Genomic DNA, 14,764 nt, shown 5'->3' with positions numbered 1-14,764 from the left:
ATAATGGATACACAAATCGACAAACAGTCAGCACCTTCAGGGCGTACCTCTGGTCATGTTAATCCGAGCAGTCTGCACAATCCCGCACTCGAAGAGGCTAAACCGAAAAGCAACTATCGCTGGGTAGTGTGTTCCATGCTGGTATTTGCTACGACAGTTAACTATATGGACCGTCAAATTCTCGGTCTGCTGGCACCGATGCTGCAAAAAGATATCGGCTGGACGGAGATAGAGTACAGCTGGCTGGTCAATGCTTTTACCGTGGCTTACGGTGTCGGCACGCTGGTATGTGGGCGAATTATCGACAAACTAGGGACCAAAATGAGTTATGCGGTGGCGATGGTCGTTTGGAGCACCGCGGCGATGCTGCATGCTGTCGCCGGTTCAGTCACCGGTTTTGCGGTGGTACGCGTACTGCTCGGGCTTGGTGAATCCGCCAACTTCCCGGCCGCGATGAAAGTGATTGCCGAGTGGCATCCCAAAAAGGAGCGTACACTGGCGACCGGCATTCTCGGGGTCGCGGTGAATATCGGCGTGGTGATCTCTCCGGCACTGATTCCACTCATCGCGATACATTATGGCTGGCAAGGCGCGTTCTTAATTCTGGGTGCGGTTGGCTTTCTGTGGCTGATCCCCTGGTTCCTCGCCTTTGGTCCGGTGAAAGCGAAAACCAGTGCGGAAGAGCAGGCCTGGATTGCTCAGGATAAAGAAGAGATCGTTAATGTTTCCGCCATTAAATGGTCGAGTCTGTTGGGCTATCGCCAACTGTGGGCGGTGGCATTAGGTAAAATGTTGACCGACCCAATTTGGTGGTTCTTCCTTTTCTGGCTACCGAAATGGCTGCATGAATCACGCGGTATCGACATGAAAGGCTTAGGCCTGCCGCTTATCGTGATTTATCTCTTCGCCATCGTTGGCAGCCTGGGTGCTGGCTGGTTACCCGGTAAGCTGATGAGCAAAGGCTTCAGCACCGCCAGCGCGCGTAAAATCACGATGCTTATCTGCGCCTGCCTTGTTTTGCCGATTTTCGCCGCCACTCAGGTTGAAAATCTGTGGGCTGCAGTGGCGCTGGTTGGTTTGGCCGCCGCGGCTCACCAGGGCTGGTCCGCCAACATTCTGACCTCAGTATCCGACCTGTTCCCAAGCGCTGCCGTCGGCTCAGTCGTGGGGATCGGCAGCACGTTTGGGATGATCGGCAGCGTCATCTTCTCTACCGTAATTGGAGCAGTTCTCGATGCATCAGGTAACTACTGGGCTCTTTTCGCCATCAGCTCCGTCGCTTACCTACTGGCATGGGCGGTTATGTATCTCCTGTTAGTGCCGAAAATGGAACGTGCTAATTTTGATTAACCCGCTTTATCGGTTGGCCGCATCACTCGATGCGGGCCACCGATTGACGTTCCACAATGGAGCATGCCAGCTCAATACGCCTTGGCGTCTCAACACTACCCGCAATCATATCCTGCAACAGCTCTAGCGCCAGAGTGCCAATTTCCTGTACTGGAAGATGAACGGTGGTCAATGGCGGTGTCGCAAAATCGGCCTGCGGCAGATTATTCATACCGATCACCGAAATATCTTCCGGCACGCGTAGTCCTAAGGACCGTACGCCATTAATCGCGCCGAGCGCCAACGAATCATTGGCACACAGTATCGCTGTGCACTCACTTGGATTGTCGCTCAAGCGCGCAATCACCGCCTGCTCCGCCAGCTCTGGCAACCAGTCGCTTACCGTCAAGACGCGTGAGTTGTCGCACACCAGTTGGCGACAGCGCATCGCTTCACGCCAGCCGTCTTCCCGTTGTTCAATCGTCCGTCGGCCGGGATGGGTTAAAAACAGAATGTCGCGATGCCCGCGTTCCAGCAGATATTCGCAGGCCATGCGCGTCGCCGAACGATTACAGGGAAGCACGCTGGACAACCGCATCAACGGATCTTCCGTATTCACTAAGACCGCCGGTTTTTTCAGGTTCACCAACGTATTCAGAAAGACGCCGTCATCCACCGTCAATGCCAATACCCCACCCACGTCAGGTTCTTCCAGCAGCGCCTGCAAAGCACCATTGTTATTATCGTTGAGAGGATGGGTAATAAGATCAACGCCCAGCACCTTCGCTCGCTCTTTCAATCCTTGCAACACATACCAGCTAAACTGGTAGCGGTTATAATCCAGCATCGCTACCTGCGAAATAGCCAGAACGATTCGCGCACCGCACAGCTCCTGAGCCGGTGTATAACGCATAGCACGCGCCACCTCCTGAATCCGTGTACGCAGTTCGTGACTAACCCCTTTTTCACCTGACAGCGCTCGTGACACCGTACTGAGCGAAGTTCGGCAACGGGTGGCAATATCCTCCAGCCGTACCCGGCGATATCCCGCGTCGCGCTCTTCCTTATTATCTGGTTTACTCATATCCCATCCTTTCTGCCTTCGCTCAGCGTAATCCCAAAGACCTTTTTTATACCATGTGGTGAAATAGTTGCTGTTAGCAAAGCCATATAAATAGGCAATTTCGGCACCGGTGTCTCCGTTTCGCTTAATTTAATCCGCGCATTCACTCACCATGGTATTGATTGGCAGTATGGTGTGGCTGAATTGGTTAATTTGTGGCTAAAGAGGCGTACTAATATAAGCTTGGAGCAATTTTGCCGGTATCCCTCTGAACACAATCACCGGGAGCGGAGCGCTCATAGCGAGCGAAATCTGCTTTTAATCGAAACTTAACAACAGGTTTAATTTGATTTCGGCAAAGAAATTTATGGGTAGTCTCTATAGCCAGAGAGAGGGAATGAAGCCGTTTTAGTTCGACCTGAATCCGCCTCCGCCTTGCTTACCAAATTCCGAAGCGTGCGTACTTCCAGAGAGCAATTTTCCAGAGAACAATTTATGTAGTGTGGGACGAAAAATACCATAATAGCGGCAGACAAGCCCCGCATCACCTGACGTATCATAGGGCTTTACCTACAGCAATCGTTGTTGAATTTCTCTCTCCATCGCGAACCATTACAGTGAAGAGATGTTTATGAATCACATAAATTAGATAGTAGAAATTTTTCATATACGGATTGAATGTTGGTTCGTTATTTGTGTAGTTTTTCCTCTGGCTATCAAGTCACATGTCAACAGAAGGTACAATTTAAATTACAACTGCGGTTAAATCAGGAGTACCTATAACCGTGAACGAAAAATAACTCCGGAGTGTTTCCGGAGTTAATCAAATTATACATTAGGATAGATTTTATGATAAAGACTGATATCCGATGGCGTGTCAATCTCTCCCCATGGATATTCATTCTTAGTTCCAAACACATGATGACCACTATTGATGAGTTTAGAAAATAGATTTGTCATGTCGATGTTCTCTATCTCATGTTGACTCAACGATGAAATGAAATTTTCAATCCAACTCCATGCTTGCGGAGTGATTTTGAAAAGCCCCATGTATTGGCCCTGAACTTCATCAAGACTTTTAATTCGTCCTCCAATGCCTACGATCCTTCCATTATCTATTATGAAGCTTTCGAGGTCAGATAGTGGATCTTCGTTTCGCTTCTTCCATAACTCTACTGCATTCGGATCATAGGTCAGGTTAATATCACCAGTGCTTTTTATTAGGGATTCAACCAAATGGTGAGAATAAAAAATATCGCCGTAGCTTACAATACAGGTTTCTGTCTTGAGCCACTCACGGGCGCATAGTAATGAACTAAAAATACTTGTTCTTTCCCAGTTTTCATTGATAAATAACCGATCTGCGTAAGGTTCAATCATCTCACTGCGATAACCACCTACGGCTGCAATATTATCAACCCCGCCTTTCTTTAAAGAATCGATCGCGCGCTGTAGCAATGATTGATCATTTAGTTCAACCAGTGACTTAGGTTTTTCATTTGTAATATCACCAAGGCGGCTCCCACGGCCAGCCACTAACAAAATACCTTTCATGCTATTCCGCTCCAAATATATTCTTGATTATTTTAACATCATGAGGCACGGCAATATCTTCTCTCTCAGGGTGCCACATAATAAGATGTATCTTTCTTTTTCTATCACTAACAGATTCAATGAAACCGTCTGCGGTCTTGCTTGTAACAGTGAATCCTTCAGGAATATGTCTAAACCCATAATTATGAAAAGAGTTTACTTCTATTTCTGTATCTATTTCATTATCGTGAATTGAAATCTTATGACGGGTAGCTACGTGTCCAGTAACAGGTATGATGGCACCACCAAAATGGCTTAGTACAGCTTGCATACCCCGGCAAACGCCATATATAGGTTTAGAATATTTAATAGCCCAATCCAGAACACGAACTTCAGTCAAATCTCTTGCGTCCTGCTCGCCGCTTATTGCATAACAATCACCGCCGCCGCTGAAAATCACGCCTTCAGGTTGAGATAACAGTAATATTTTTTCTGCTAAATCGGCATCGTTTGGTAGATATAGAGGTATCAGTCCACATGTCTGCATGAGCGACAACCAACGCTGGTCGAGAGCATCTCGCCATTCTTGACGTGAAGGCTCATACAATCGCATCATCGTAATAGCGACATGTTTCATGAGAGTATCTCTACTCGGTTGGCAGCACAGTCCATCAACAACCGTTGCGCACCCGCAAGGCGGTTTAGCGCCCTTTCACCTATACCGATAACGGCAGGAATGCCGAATTCTCTGGCTCGGATAGACATATGTGAATTTTCTCCGCCGTAAGCCGTAATGAACCCACTGATGCGACGGGTGAAAATCCAGTCAAAGCCGGGATCTGCATTTTCAATTAAAACAATAGTCCCCTCTATATCGTCAGAATGTGTATTCCCTGCTTTTAGAACCCGCACAGATGCTTCAGCCCTTTCTTTAGTGATGAAATTAGGTTTGGCAACGTTAATTTCATGGGCGTACAGTGCATTAGCTGAATCAATAATCGAAGGAGATCGTAAGCTACTCTTTGACTGCCAAATACGTTTATTTTCCTTTGCAACTGCATCGATACCATCGATATCACAGTATTTTTCATTGATGAAGTAATTGAGTGGACTGTGACTCAGTGTATCCCGATCAATGCGATGTAGTGCTCCCCATGCAGTAAGCGCGCTCAAGGCTTCAGAGACGAAAGCACCATAAAGATATTTGACCTTTTCTCGTGCCTCTACTGCATTGAGTGCAAAAGTGAAGAATTGTTTTACATGTATGTCCATTCCACAATGATGAAAAGCCTTTTGGATGCTGAGTAACAAGTCACGAGAATCAGATGCATTTTCCACAGTTCTCACTGGTCTGGCAGGTGGCGATAGCCAGTCAAAATATGAATCTGGATTTTCGTCATAGCGAGCAACGCGTATATCATAAGTACCCGGACGAATATGACCATGTTTTCTCAAAAATAGCTGTTTATCTAAAAGGCAGAAGTCATCGGATAATTCCTGGCCAACTGTGCGGGCGCGCGATAAGAAATTATCGGTATATCCTTGCGGAACAACATTTTCCTGCTCTAAAGATTTTAATATGCTGGTAGCAATAAAGGCAGCTCGTGCTGAGCCAGCAAATATTTCGCCTATAACACTGGCATTACTGAGTGCGATACGGAAATGCTGTAATGGGTCTGTATCGCGCAATTCTTTTTCTTTTAACTCGTTTAAATTCTGCTCAATTCTGGGGAGCAACCGAAGATCGTTAGCGAATGGACCATTGTCTGAAATGATATGTTCCGTCAACTTCAGTAATTCATCCAGATATAGTGAAATCTCTGCTTTACTTAAATTTTTTAACGCTGGTTGTGACGATGCACTTTTCAATGTGAGAGAAGGTGTAAAGCAAGTTGGTACAATGGCAAACTCAATTTTGTCGTGCAAAGCTGGATGCTGAGCAAGATGATGACAGCTAGCATTTACTACAGAAGAAACGATATCGTGTGGCATTGACGCCGGAATGAATGACTCAATGCTATAGGGAATGGCGATATAGGGTGTACCCGCAAATGATGACATCAGCTTATGACCCCGCATATCACGGTAACCATAGCGGAAACGAGCTGAAGCCCAATTTAGGTCGGTTATTAAGTATTTATAAAGATCAAACGCCAGTGTACGCGGTTTGACACCAATAATTTCTGCCGGATTCCAGTCGGGCATTATGCCAAACAACGCGATTTTTTCCGTGTGTCCTGCTTGTAAGCGATCACATGCCTCTTTCAGCGACTCAGCCTCTTTTCTAATGAGTTTGAGAAATTCATGGTCTGAGCCAAGAGTGTCAAGCGCTGTCATTGGGCGAACCTGAAACAGCACCGGACCTTCTTTCGTTATTGCGAATTCAATGTCCAGTGCGGTCTGGGTTGTAATCAGTTGTACCTCCTGCAACAACGCTATCATGCCTTTTAATACAGGGGGTTCATTTGCCACTTCATCTTTTAATGCAATCCATGACAATACGTTTTCGCTACCTGAAGTTACACCGTCAGTCTGCCCGTCAACAGTGTAGTTGATGACATAATAGGGCAAGCCGCTTTCAGGATCGCGCGTCATTGCTACACCACAAGCTAAAACATCCTGAGCCATTTGCTGTACTAATACTTCATCCTCTGCAATGGCACCATTATATGAGGCGATAACGTGAGATATCGCTGAGTATAACTCAGGCTCACCATTAACATTGGCAATAGAGTCATATGCCCCCGCTCCTGACTGCCCAGACCGATCTTCATTTCGGCAACTTGAACGAACAATCAGATTATCAGCCCCCAAGCTATTGACGATATTTTCAATGACCAGTGCTGAGTTTTCTTGCCATTTTCTGACAGTAAAACGGTACAACGGCATTATTGTTGCGCTACTGAGAATTGGCGTGAGTTTTGCCAACGTCCCAGCTTTACCATCAAAAGAGAAGGTGGTTAAACGGGTGGACTCCATTTCTACTTTCCTTTTAATCTCATTGTGAACGTCAGGTGACGGAGGAATAATGGCTTGGCTAATTATTCAAAATATTTTGCGAGTTCAAGACCATAAATTTCATCTAACTCACACAAGAAGCGGTGTCCTTTACGCGCAACTTCATAAGGGTCATCACCAAGAACAATAACATGACCAATAGTGCCAATATTTCCAGTATACACATTGACCTTTTGGCCGGGTTTTACCCATGCTGAGCAGAAATCAATATTGTAAGATTTCAACAGTTTTTCAAAACGAGCCTGGTTATAATCGCTACTGATTGCGCCACCATGACGTGAAGCTATCGTAACAACCGTACCTGCTCGCGTAAGCACACTATCATTAATACTGATAGGTTCATCCAGATGAAGACGGATCAATAACTCGAAGGGATCGATATCTGTAATCATGCGATACATTTGAGGTGCAACACTACCCATCATGCGCGCATTAATTTCAACAAGGCATGGACCTTTTTCATCTCGTAAAAGCTCAACGTGATAAAGACCCACATCCAGTTTTAAAGCGGAAAAAATTGACTGTACATACTCTTTTATTTCATTACGTTCATCAGCATTGAGACCTGACGGCATCGTAGCGGTCATTTCTAGCATTTCACTATAAACGGAACGGAAGCGTACTGTGGTGGCGTAAACCTGCACGATACCATTTTGTACTATTACTTCAGCGGAATGTAAGCTTCCATCAATATACTCTTCAACCAGATAGTCGCGGCTTACCAGGGTATCGATCATACGATCAGATTCTGCACGACCCTCGCGTAATGTTTTAATGAACGTCTCAAAATCTTCGCTGGTATAGCAGATGGCAGAAAATTGTTTTGCAAAACCTCTCGTCGGTTTAACCACGAACGGGAGTTCAATGTGTGGGGTAACACCCGATACCAGTTGTTCTTCACTCAAAACCTGATATTCAGGTGAGCGGATACCATTTTTTTTCAGTGTTTCGCGTAGCTGATTTTTTTGCACTGCATTGTTTAATGCAGAGAGGCTAGGATAGCGTAGATTAAAGTGCTCTGCTTCTCTGGCTACAGGAACAATTCCAGCCTCAGAGGTGCTAAGTAATGCATCGATTGGGCGTTTCTCATTGAGGTGCACCAGCAGATCATGAAACTCCTCGCCATCCAGAGATTCAACTTCCAAAAATTGGTCGACGAATTCTAAATGTGGTTTGAGCTTACTTTCATCATTACCGATGGAAATAGTCAAAAAAGAGGCATCTTTCTGTCTGATGAATGTGACATAACAGCCCATTCTTTTGGCTGCCTGAAAAGCCAGTAAGCCGCTTACAGTGCTATCTACAAAAATAACATGCTTCATCTAAACGTTTCCTTATAGAGAAATAAAAACTCTTACTGCGACAAAAAGAATCAGGAATACTGAAATTGTCGGTAACGCTGCATATTTTGGTATTCTTACATTGATTATCTGAATCAAAGCAATAAACAGATTAAGCCAAATAAGATAAGGCAACGCTACTTTATTGTATGCAACTAGCTGGAAAAATAATGAATAAATAACACCTGCATAGGTTGTTGGCAAACCACGATAGCTACCTGGATGACTGCCGCTGATCACACTAAATAATGAGAGTCTGAGGCAACCTGACAGCAACAGCATCATTCCCGAAGCAAATGACGCCCAACCTGGAATAATGTGGAAAATAATTAAAGCGGGAGCTACGCTAAAATTTAAAAGATCAGCAAGGCTGTCAAGCTGCTTGCCAAATTCCCTGTTTTGTTTTTTTTCAGTTAACCATGTACGAGCAATATAACCGTCTAGAAAATCTAATACAGCAGCTAAACATAATGCAATAGATGAAAGATAAATATTATCTGTATATGCAAGATAGATTGATGAAAGTGACAATCCCACATTAATAGTGGTCAATAAATTAGCCAAATCCATAAATTTCACAAACGGAAATGCTGACGTTATTGCGCCCATATACTTTATCCTTTATTACTTATAGTAATTTCGCCTGCTTAGAAAAGCAGGCATTGATTTATTTTCTTTCTTTACTGAGTGATACGTAACATAAGAAGTATGCTATCGTAAAAAATATGGCTACTACATAAAGGTGTGAATATTGTGTCAGTACTGACCCAATGAATATTGAAGTGATCATTCCAATATAGACGCCAGCATATTGCATAGCGGCAATCATTGGCATGTCTTTGACATTACTCTTTAAAACGATATCTGCCTGTAATTTAAAAAAAGCAAGTTCAAAAAAGAATATATAGAAGAAATAGCTTAGATAGCTGGTTAACACATTAACACCGAGCGATGTGATAACCATGAATAAGGCACTGATGATTGCCATGTATAACGGATTAAACTTCACTCCCTTTCGATTATAAATGAAGTAAAATACCGCACCAACCAGGGCAGCACCACTATTGACCAACTGAAGATACCCAACAAAATTTTCAGGCAAATTCAAAACATGCGATGGTAATGTAACGCGGGATACATTAAAAAACCCCTGAAAGAAAGTAATAAAAACGATGAAATTAAGGAATGCTTTCTTTAACGGCGCATTATCTGAGAGTAGAGCAGCAAACGATTTTAATGATCGAGCCTGTGCTTTCCCTTCCTGATGTAAATTGAGTTTAGGTAAAAGGAATGATGCCAGTACCGAAGCGATGAACAACACTGAAATCATCGACATTGCTAATTGTGGCGACATTTCACCTTTAATACTTCCCATCAACATTCCTGCCAATCCACCAGCGATAAACTGTGCTGTGAGGGTGAGCGGTACTGTGGTTTCGATTTTGTCTCCACTAAAATAATACTTAATGGCAACTATGCGACCGACACGTTGAAGTGCGTCAATTGAACCAATTAATAGTCCCCCAAGCAGTGCGAAGGTTGGTATTCGGTGAATCAAACTGAATATAATGAGTGTACAAATAGCAGCAACAAGATTACTCATCATAAGCAGTTTGCGAGGAGAGGTTTTTTCCGCAATACCCTGTACTTGATTTACAAAAATTACGGGTAAAATCATCGGTGCATAAAGCACAGCCTGTGAAAGTATAATGTTCCCGGTTGCATGATAAATATACCATGAAAGGTATATATAACATAAAGTTGAGGCACTTATTGAGCAGAGATTAACTGCCCAAATTAATCGGCTTATCCATACAGATGAGTGCGTTTGCAGTGCGCGTTCTTCCATGGCGGCAATCCTAATCAAATTTCCGCCATGTCATCGAAATGAAACATAAGGCGTTTAAAATTAGAAAATTCAGTTTCGTTAAACTATCTGCTTAAACTTTTTATGTCAATTAATGTAATCATTACATTTTATTATTTTTTATGATAGCAACGCATAATGCTAAAAATTTACCTGATTCTATGATTTAGTCTGAACAAATAATAATCCTAATGATTTTATTCTGACTGGTCAGGTTCTATAAGAATATTACACTTTTCAGGTAGTAAGTCTCCGATACTAATCATAAATTTAATTATGGTGGCCTTATGATTAACCTTACTAATGAGGTATTTTATCTAATGAATCCATTTGATGCGTATCGTTTCCGTCCTAATAGCATGAAAGAGTGAGTATAGGGATTTTTGTTAGATGTTTCCCTGAGTGCGTAGAATCAGTCGGCACTGCTAAGTACTCTCAATTTAATACCTTCTTATCAATCAATTACTGTTACTTAGATTGTTATTAAACGTCAATGCTTATTATTTATTAATAAATTACTTTATTATTACTAATACCTTTATAAATAGTCTGTCTCTTGAATAGAATCCAGTCCGAATTATGCGACCCGGTAACCGCATTGAGTTATGCCGACCATAGCGGTTATCCCCGACGGATAACCGTCACCGAGATCACCAGAATGCGTTGCGCTGTGTGTTCCTCCATCGGGAAGATGGATAGGTAGTCATTTCGTTCCCCCTTGAACTTCATCTACAAACTGGCTGGTAGCTTATGGATCGTCTTGCGCGATATAGCGGTACTTGCCATAACCACGAACACTCGATGTACACTGAAGCCGAGCAGTACGGCACAACCGTTGCGGCGGGGGAAGACACGCAAAAAGATGTTGGTACAGCAACCTATGATCCCTTTGCCGATCTAAAGTCGATGCTTAATAAGAAGAAATAGTGCCAGTAACATCCGCTTTTGGCTAAGTCCCACAGGCATTGAAGCAGGGCTACCACGAGCTAACAGCGGAAGTTATCCTCCTACGGATAATGAATTGTTCATAAGTGAACGGTTCGAATTACCGAAACACTTAGCTTTCAAGTGCCGCAAGGATTGTGGCTTCCATTTTCTCCGGGGTGGTGAACGGTGCAAAACGCTTGAGCGGTTTACCGTCGCGACCGATCAGGAACTTAGTGAAGTTCCACTTGATCCGTCCACCCAGCACGCCGGGCAATTCGTTTTTCAGATAACGAAACACCGGGTGCGCTTCGGTTCCGTTGACCTCTACTTTCTCGAACATCGGGAAACTCACGCCATAGTTAATGTGACAGGTCTGCGCGATATCGTCGGCGTTGCCGGGTTCCTGTTTACCGAACTGGTTGCAGGGGAAACCCAGCACTACCAAACCCTGGGCGGCGTATTTCTGGTAGAGCGCTTCAAGACCACCGTATTGTGGTGTGAAGCCGCAATGGCTGGCGGTATTAACGACCAGAACCACCTTACCCGCGTAGTCGGCCATCGAGATAAGCTGGCCGCCCAGACTGGTGGCGGTAAGTTGATGAAAGGGAGTCATATCGGAATCCTCAAAGCAGAACCAGTTCGACGTCGACATTGCCACGTAGCGCGTTCCTGTTGGGGCACAGGGCATGGGCCGTGAAGAGTCAATCCTGTTCCTGATTGCCTGGCAAGTTGGAATCGTGTGCGATACATCTTTGCAAAGTCGAACGAAAAGAACAACAAACAGGCGACCTTTGCCCTGCTCTCCCTGATTGACACACTATGAAGTTCGTTGAGCGCGTTTGGGTACGAACCCAAACAGCGTGTCATCATCGGACTGTCAGAGCGGACATGAGTACTGTCCGCCGATTACTCAGGGCTAAATGTGAATAACTACAACCGAATCATGACCGCTGCGGTGATGCAAATTTTGCAGCAATCATTTCAGATGTGGGTTGTATTCCCCCAAGACTCCACTGCTCTGGTTCATGCTCGTCAATTCGAATCCATACCGAACGCCGAAACTCAGGATCGCCTTTCCCCTCAATTTCAACCATAAGGTCAGTCATACGACGTAGAAGTTCATTTTTTTGCTCTGGACTCAAAATCCCTTTAATGGTTTGCACATTGACGAAGGGCATTGTATTCTCCTTAACTAGCTGAGTATTGAAATCATACTTAGGTTAAGAGGCAAATGTACACATGTCAAAAGATAATTCCTTACCGTACTTGTCACCTGAGCTTTGCGGGCTTGCTGCGGCAGCAGAACTACTTGGAGATCAATGGGTTTTGTTGATTCTAAGGGAGGCCTTTTACGGGATTAGTCGCTTTGAAACGATACGCGCACATACAAAAATTACGAAGCAGACATTGGCAAACCGATTAAAAAAAATGACTGAACTCGGTCTACTTTGCAAAATCCCCTATCAGGAAGAAGGTACACGTGAACGCTATGAATATGTTCTCACACCCAAGAGCCGATCTCTGGCACCACTTCTTTTTTCCCTAATGGAATGGGGACATAAAAATATATTGCATGATGAGCCGCATATTTCCTTAGTTGATAAAAGTACGGGGGACGCAGTACACAGTGCATTTGTATCCACAAAGGGAGATGTCGTTGATGCTAAGAACCTTCAGATAGTGGCTTTCAAACGTTAATGTGTCTATACCCGTCATACTTCAAGTTGCAGGTGCGTTGGCTTTCCTCGTTCACCCTAGTCACTTACTTATGTAAGCTCCTGGGATTCACTGTGTCACCGCCTTCCCGCAACTCGAATTATTTAGGGTATATTAACGTTATTCTCGCTGGTCTCGTTCGCTAATTAAATGCCTACATTTGACGTCCAGACTGCACAGATAAGCATATCGGGCTGAGGGGCGCTATGGAGCGTGAAGCGGACGTTGCATTCTCATTAGTTGAAAAAATTTAGCAGCGTAACATCAGCCAAGAGCAAAGAACGGATGTGATTCCTGAAGCAATGCTCTGGTTATGAAGATTAACGGAAAGCAGGTAGACGGAGATATTCCGTCGGTGAGGGTCGCCTGAATGACTGCGACCCTCAAATATAATGTCACTCATTGACCGCAAGGGTATCGTAGCCTTTCCATTTGTAATTCAGCATTGATACCAGCCAGCACAGAATAAATAACCCGACAACAAAGAACCCAGCATTGCCCAGATTATCATTCAGTAGTCCAACCCATTCCCATATTCCGCCATGCAGATCCAGTTTATCCATCAGCAGACCCATGGCTTCTGTACCACCAATGAAAAGCGCAACAACGACGGAGGTACCTGTGATGGTCATATTATAATAAAGTTTGCGTTGTGGCTTATTAAATGCCCAGCCGTATGCACCAACCATAACAATATTATCCAGCGTATCAATGAATGCCATCCCTGCGGTGAATAACGCCGGAAAAACCAGAATAGACCAGACAGACATGCCGCTAGACGCCCCCGCAGCCGAGATCCCCAGAACGCCAATTTCTGTCGCGGTATCAAAACCTAGGCCAAACAAAAAACCAACCAAATACATCTGCCAACTTTTGGAGACGAGACGGAACGTCTTTTGGAATATCCAACTCATCAGGCCGCCTTGTGAAACCGCATAGACATCCTGAGTGACTTTTTCGCCGTTTTTCAGGCGCTGGAAAGCGTGCCATACCCCTTTCAAAATCAAGAGATTTGCCAAAGCCATAAGAATCAGAAAGACTGCGGATACCGTCGTTCCGATAACACCGCCAGTTTCATGGAGCCAGTCCATTTGATTACTGAAAGCAGTTGCTGTTGCCGCAATGGCGATAGTAGCAAGAATGACAATAGTGGAATGCCCCAGTGAAAACCAGGTGCCGACACTGCAGGGTGTCTTACCCTGTTGCATCATCTTACGGGTAACATTATCAATTGCCGCAATATGATCCGCATCGACAGCATGCCGCAAGCCATAACACCAGGCGAGCAGGCTTGCAGCCATCAAAGAAGAGCTATGACCAAAAGCGATAAATGCCCATACCCAGGCCGCAATGTTAACGAAGAAAAGAGTAACCAGTAGTAGGCGCGCATGTAGATTTTGAGACAACCATCCAGACAACATAAAAAAGCCTCGAAGTGGAATTGACAAATCACTCTGTGTATCAACCATGCCGTGATTAACGCTTTGTTTTTGTAGATTTTGTAGATTTTGTTATCACGTAGCATGCCAATTTTTCGTCATTTATAGCGATGAGCAGGTGATGCGCTGCGCCTTGCGCAGGAAACGGAATGGATCACAATGACAGCATACGTTGTTGAGTGACGATCGTTGTTGAGTGGCGATTCAATTCCCATGCACAGACTGTGGTTTTAGGCGTTCAGCAAAACTTTTTCAAGTGCGGCGTATGATAAAAGTGTAAATTATCACACAAAAGCGGCCGAAGATTTGTCCTGGCCTCCTTTTTGCTTACCATATTTACTTACCATACCTGATGTTGCCCGACAGACTGTTGAAGCTATAAAAGCGGCCCGGACTGACCCGCGTTTGGCTGGAACAACATCGTATTACGCCGTCGGTTTGTGGCACAAAACAGCTAATAACCCGATAATAAACATCATAAAAAAACCCCTAACCATCAGGTCAGGGGTTTTCGATGCCAACACTCACACCA

Annotated in this window: 12 protein-coding genes and 2 pseudogenes; 3 read left to right on the top strand and 11 right to left on the bottom strand. The window is 44.5% G+C overall.

Features of this window, described 5'->3' with window-relative positions:
- The first annotated feature begins 3 nt into the window (after positions 1-3).
- Entirely contained in the window at positions 4-1,350 is a 1,347-nt protein-coding gene (locus tag DD586_RS09115; RefSeq protein ID WP_012884519.1) for an MFS transporter, read from the top strand.
- Positions 1,351-1,372: 22 nt separating this feature from the next.
- On the opposite strand, the gene DD586_RS09110 is transcribed toward DD586_RS09115, so the two are convergent.
- The 8 genes and pseudogenes from DD586_RS09110 to DD586_RS09080 form a co-directional block, all read right to left on the bottom strand.
- Positions 1,373-2,413: a LacI family DNA-binding transcriptional regulator gene (locus DD586_RS09110; protein ID WP_012884518.1), complete on the bottom strand. Its 1,041-nt coding sequence runs from the start codon at positions 2,411-2,413 to the stop codon at positions 1,373-1,375.
- A gap of 214 nt (positions 2,414-2,627) precedes the next feature.
- Positions 2,628-2,995 (bottom strand): annotated as a pseudogene (locus tag DD586_RS22250) (IS481 family transposase); the annotation flags it as partial.
- Between the two features lie 225 nt (positions 2,996-3,220).
- Positions 3,221-3,946 (bottom strand): phosphocholine cytidylyltransferase family protein, encoded by a 726-nt coding sequence (locus DD586_RS09105; RefSeq protein WP_012884517.1) that lies wholly within the window; start codon positions 3,944-3,946, stop codon positions 3,221-3,223.
- A 1-nt stretch (position 3,947) separates the two neighbouring features.
- Positions 3,948-4,562 (bottom strand): gamma-glutamyl-gamma-aminobutyrate hydrolase family protein, encoded by a 615-nt coding sequence (locus tag DD586_RS09100; RefSeq protein WP_012884516.1) that lies wholly within the window; start codon positions 4,560-4,562, stop codon positions 3,948-3,950.
- On the bottom strand, positions 4,559-6,904 hold the full coding sequence (locus DD586_RS09095; RefSeq protein WP_012884515.1) for a PEP-utilizing enzyme: 2,346 nt from the start codon (positions 6,902-6,904) through the stop codon (positions 4,559-4,561). Before DD586_RS09095 ends, DD586_RS09100 begins: the two co-directional genes overlap by 4 nt.
- Positions 6,905-6,966: 62 nt before the next feature.
- Entirely contained in the window at positions 6,967-8,265 is a 1,299-nt protein-coding gene (locus DD586_RS09090; protein ID WP_012884514.1) for an ATP-grasp domain-containing protein, read from the bottom strand.
- Between the two features lie 12 nt (positions 8,266-8,277).
- A complete protein-coding gene (locus DD586_RS09085; protein ID WP_012884513.1) occupies positions 8,278-8,892 on the bottom strand; it encodes a CDP-alcohol phosphatidyltransferase family protein in 615 nt (204 codons plus the stop codon).
- A 58-nt stretch (positions 8,893-8,950) separates the two neighbouring features.
- Entirely contained in the window at positions 8,951-10,132 is a 1,182-nt protein-coding gene (locus tag DD586_RS09080) for an MFS transporter (RefSeq protein WP_012884512.1), read from the bottom strand.
- Between the two features lie 798 nt (positions 10,133-10,930).
- Here DD586_RS09080 and DD586_RS21350 point away from each other — a divergent pair.
- Positions 10,931-11,077, top strand: a pseudogene (locus tag DD586_RS21350) (HNH endonuclease); the annotation flags it as partial.
- 130 nt (positions 11,078-11,207) lie between these two features.
- On the opposite strand, the gene DD586_RS09075 reads toward DD586_RS21350, so the two are convergent.
- Together DD586_RS09075 and DD586_RS09070 are read right to left on the bottom strand one after the other, a co-directional pair.
- A complete protein-coding gene (locus tag DD586_RS09075; RefSeq protein WP_012884511.1) occupies positions 11,208-11,690 on the bottom strand; it encodes a glutathione peroxidase in 483 nt (160 codons plus the stop codon).
- A 328-nt stretch (positions 11,691-12,018) separates the two neighbouring features.
- The gene (locus tag DD586_RS09070; RefSeq protein WP_012884510.1) at positions 12,019-12,255 is read right to left on the bottom strand and encodes a tautomerase family protein; all 237 of its coding nucleotides are present in this window, start codon (positions 12,253-12,255) and stop codon (positions 12,019-12,021) included.
- Positions 12,256-12,316: 61 nt separating this feature from the next.
- Between DD586_RS09070 and DD586_RS09065 the strand changes: the two genes are divergently transcribed.
- Positions 12,317-12,775: a winged helix-turn-helix transcriptional regulator gene (locus DD586_RS09065; protein ID WP_012884509.1), complete on the top strand. Its 459-nt coding sequence runs from the start codon at positions 12,317-12,319 to the stop codon at positions 12,773-12,775.
- Positions 12,776-13,188: 413 nt separating this feature from the next.
- Here DD586_RS09065 and DD586_RS09060 read toward each other — a convergent pair whose 3' ends face one another.
- Complete coding sequence (locus DD586_RS09060; protein WP_012884508.1) at positions 13,189-14,214, bottom strand: HoxN/HupN/NixA family nickel/cobalt transporter; 1,026 nt, start codon at positions 14,212-14,214, stop codon at positions 13,189-13,191.
- Between the last annotated feature and the right edge of the window lie 550 nt (positions 14,215-14,764).

It is taken from the genome of Dickeya parazeae Ech586 (genome assembly GCF_000025065.1).
Classification (GTDB): Bacteria; Pseudomonadota; Gammaproteobacteria; order Enterobacterales; family Enterobacteriaceae; genus Dickeya; species Dickeya zeae.
Note: the sequence above shows the minus strand (reverse complement) of the source record. Positions and strands in the feature narration are given on the sequence as shown.

Coding starts and splice junctions, on each gene's coding strand:
- DD586_RS09115 (WP_012884519.1), top strand. CDS start 4: ATGGATACACAAATCGACAAACAGTCAGCACCTTCAGGGCGTACCTCT.
- DD586_RS09110 (WP_012884518.1), bottom strand. CDS start 2,413: ATGAGTAAACCAGATAATAAGGAAGAGCGCGACGCGGGATATCGCCGG.
- DD586_RS09105 (WP_012884517.1), bottom strand. CDS start 3,946: ATGAAAGGTATTTTGTTAGTGGCTGGCCGTGGGAGCCGCCTTGGTGAT.
- DD586_RS09100 (WP_012884516.1), bottom strand. CDS start 4,562: ATGAAACATGTCGCTATTACGATGATGCGATTGTATGAGCCTTCACGT.
- DD586_RS09095 (WP_012884515.1), bottom strand. CDS start 6,904: ATGGAGTCCACCCGTTTAACCACCTTCTCTTTTGATGGTAAAGCTGGG.
- DD586_RS09090 (WP_012884514.1), bottom strand. CDS start 8,265: ATGAAGCATGTTATTTTTGTAGATAGCACTGTAAGCGGCTTACTGGCT.
- DD586_RS09085 (WP_012884513.1), bottom strand. CDS start 8,892: ATGGGCGCAATAACGTCAGCATTTCCGTTTGTGAAATTTATGGATTTG.
- DD586_RS09080 (WP_012884512.1), bottom strand. CDS start 10,132: ATGGAAGAACGCGCACTGCAAACGCACTCATCTGTATGGATAAGCCGA.
- DD586_RS09075 (WP_012884511.1), bottom strand. CDS start 11,690: ATGACTCCCTTTCATCAACTTACCGCCACCAGTCTGGGCGGCCAGCTT.
- DD586_RS09070 (WP_012884510.1), bottom strand. CDS start 12,255: ATGCCCTTCGTCAATGTGCAAACCATTAAAGGGATTTTGAGTCCAGAG.
- DD586_RS09065 (WP_012884509.1), top strand. CDS start 12,317: ATGTCAAAAGATAATTCCTTACCGTACTTGTCACCTGAGCTTTGCGGG.
- DD586_RS09060 (WP_012884508.1), bottom strand. CDS start 14,214: ATGTTGTCTGGATGGTTGTCTCAAAATCTACATGCGCGCCTACTACTG.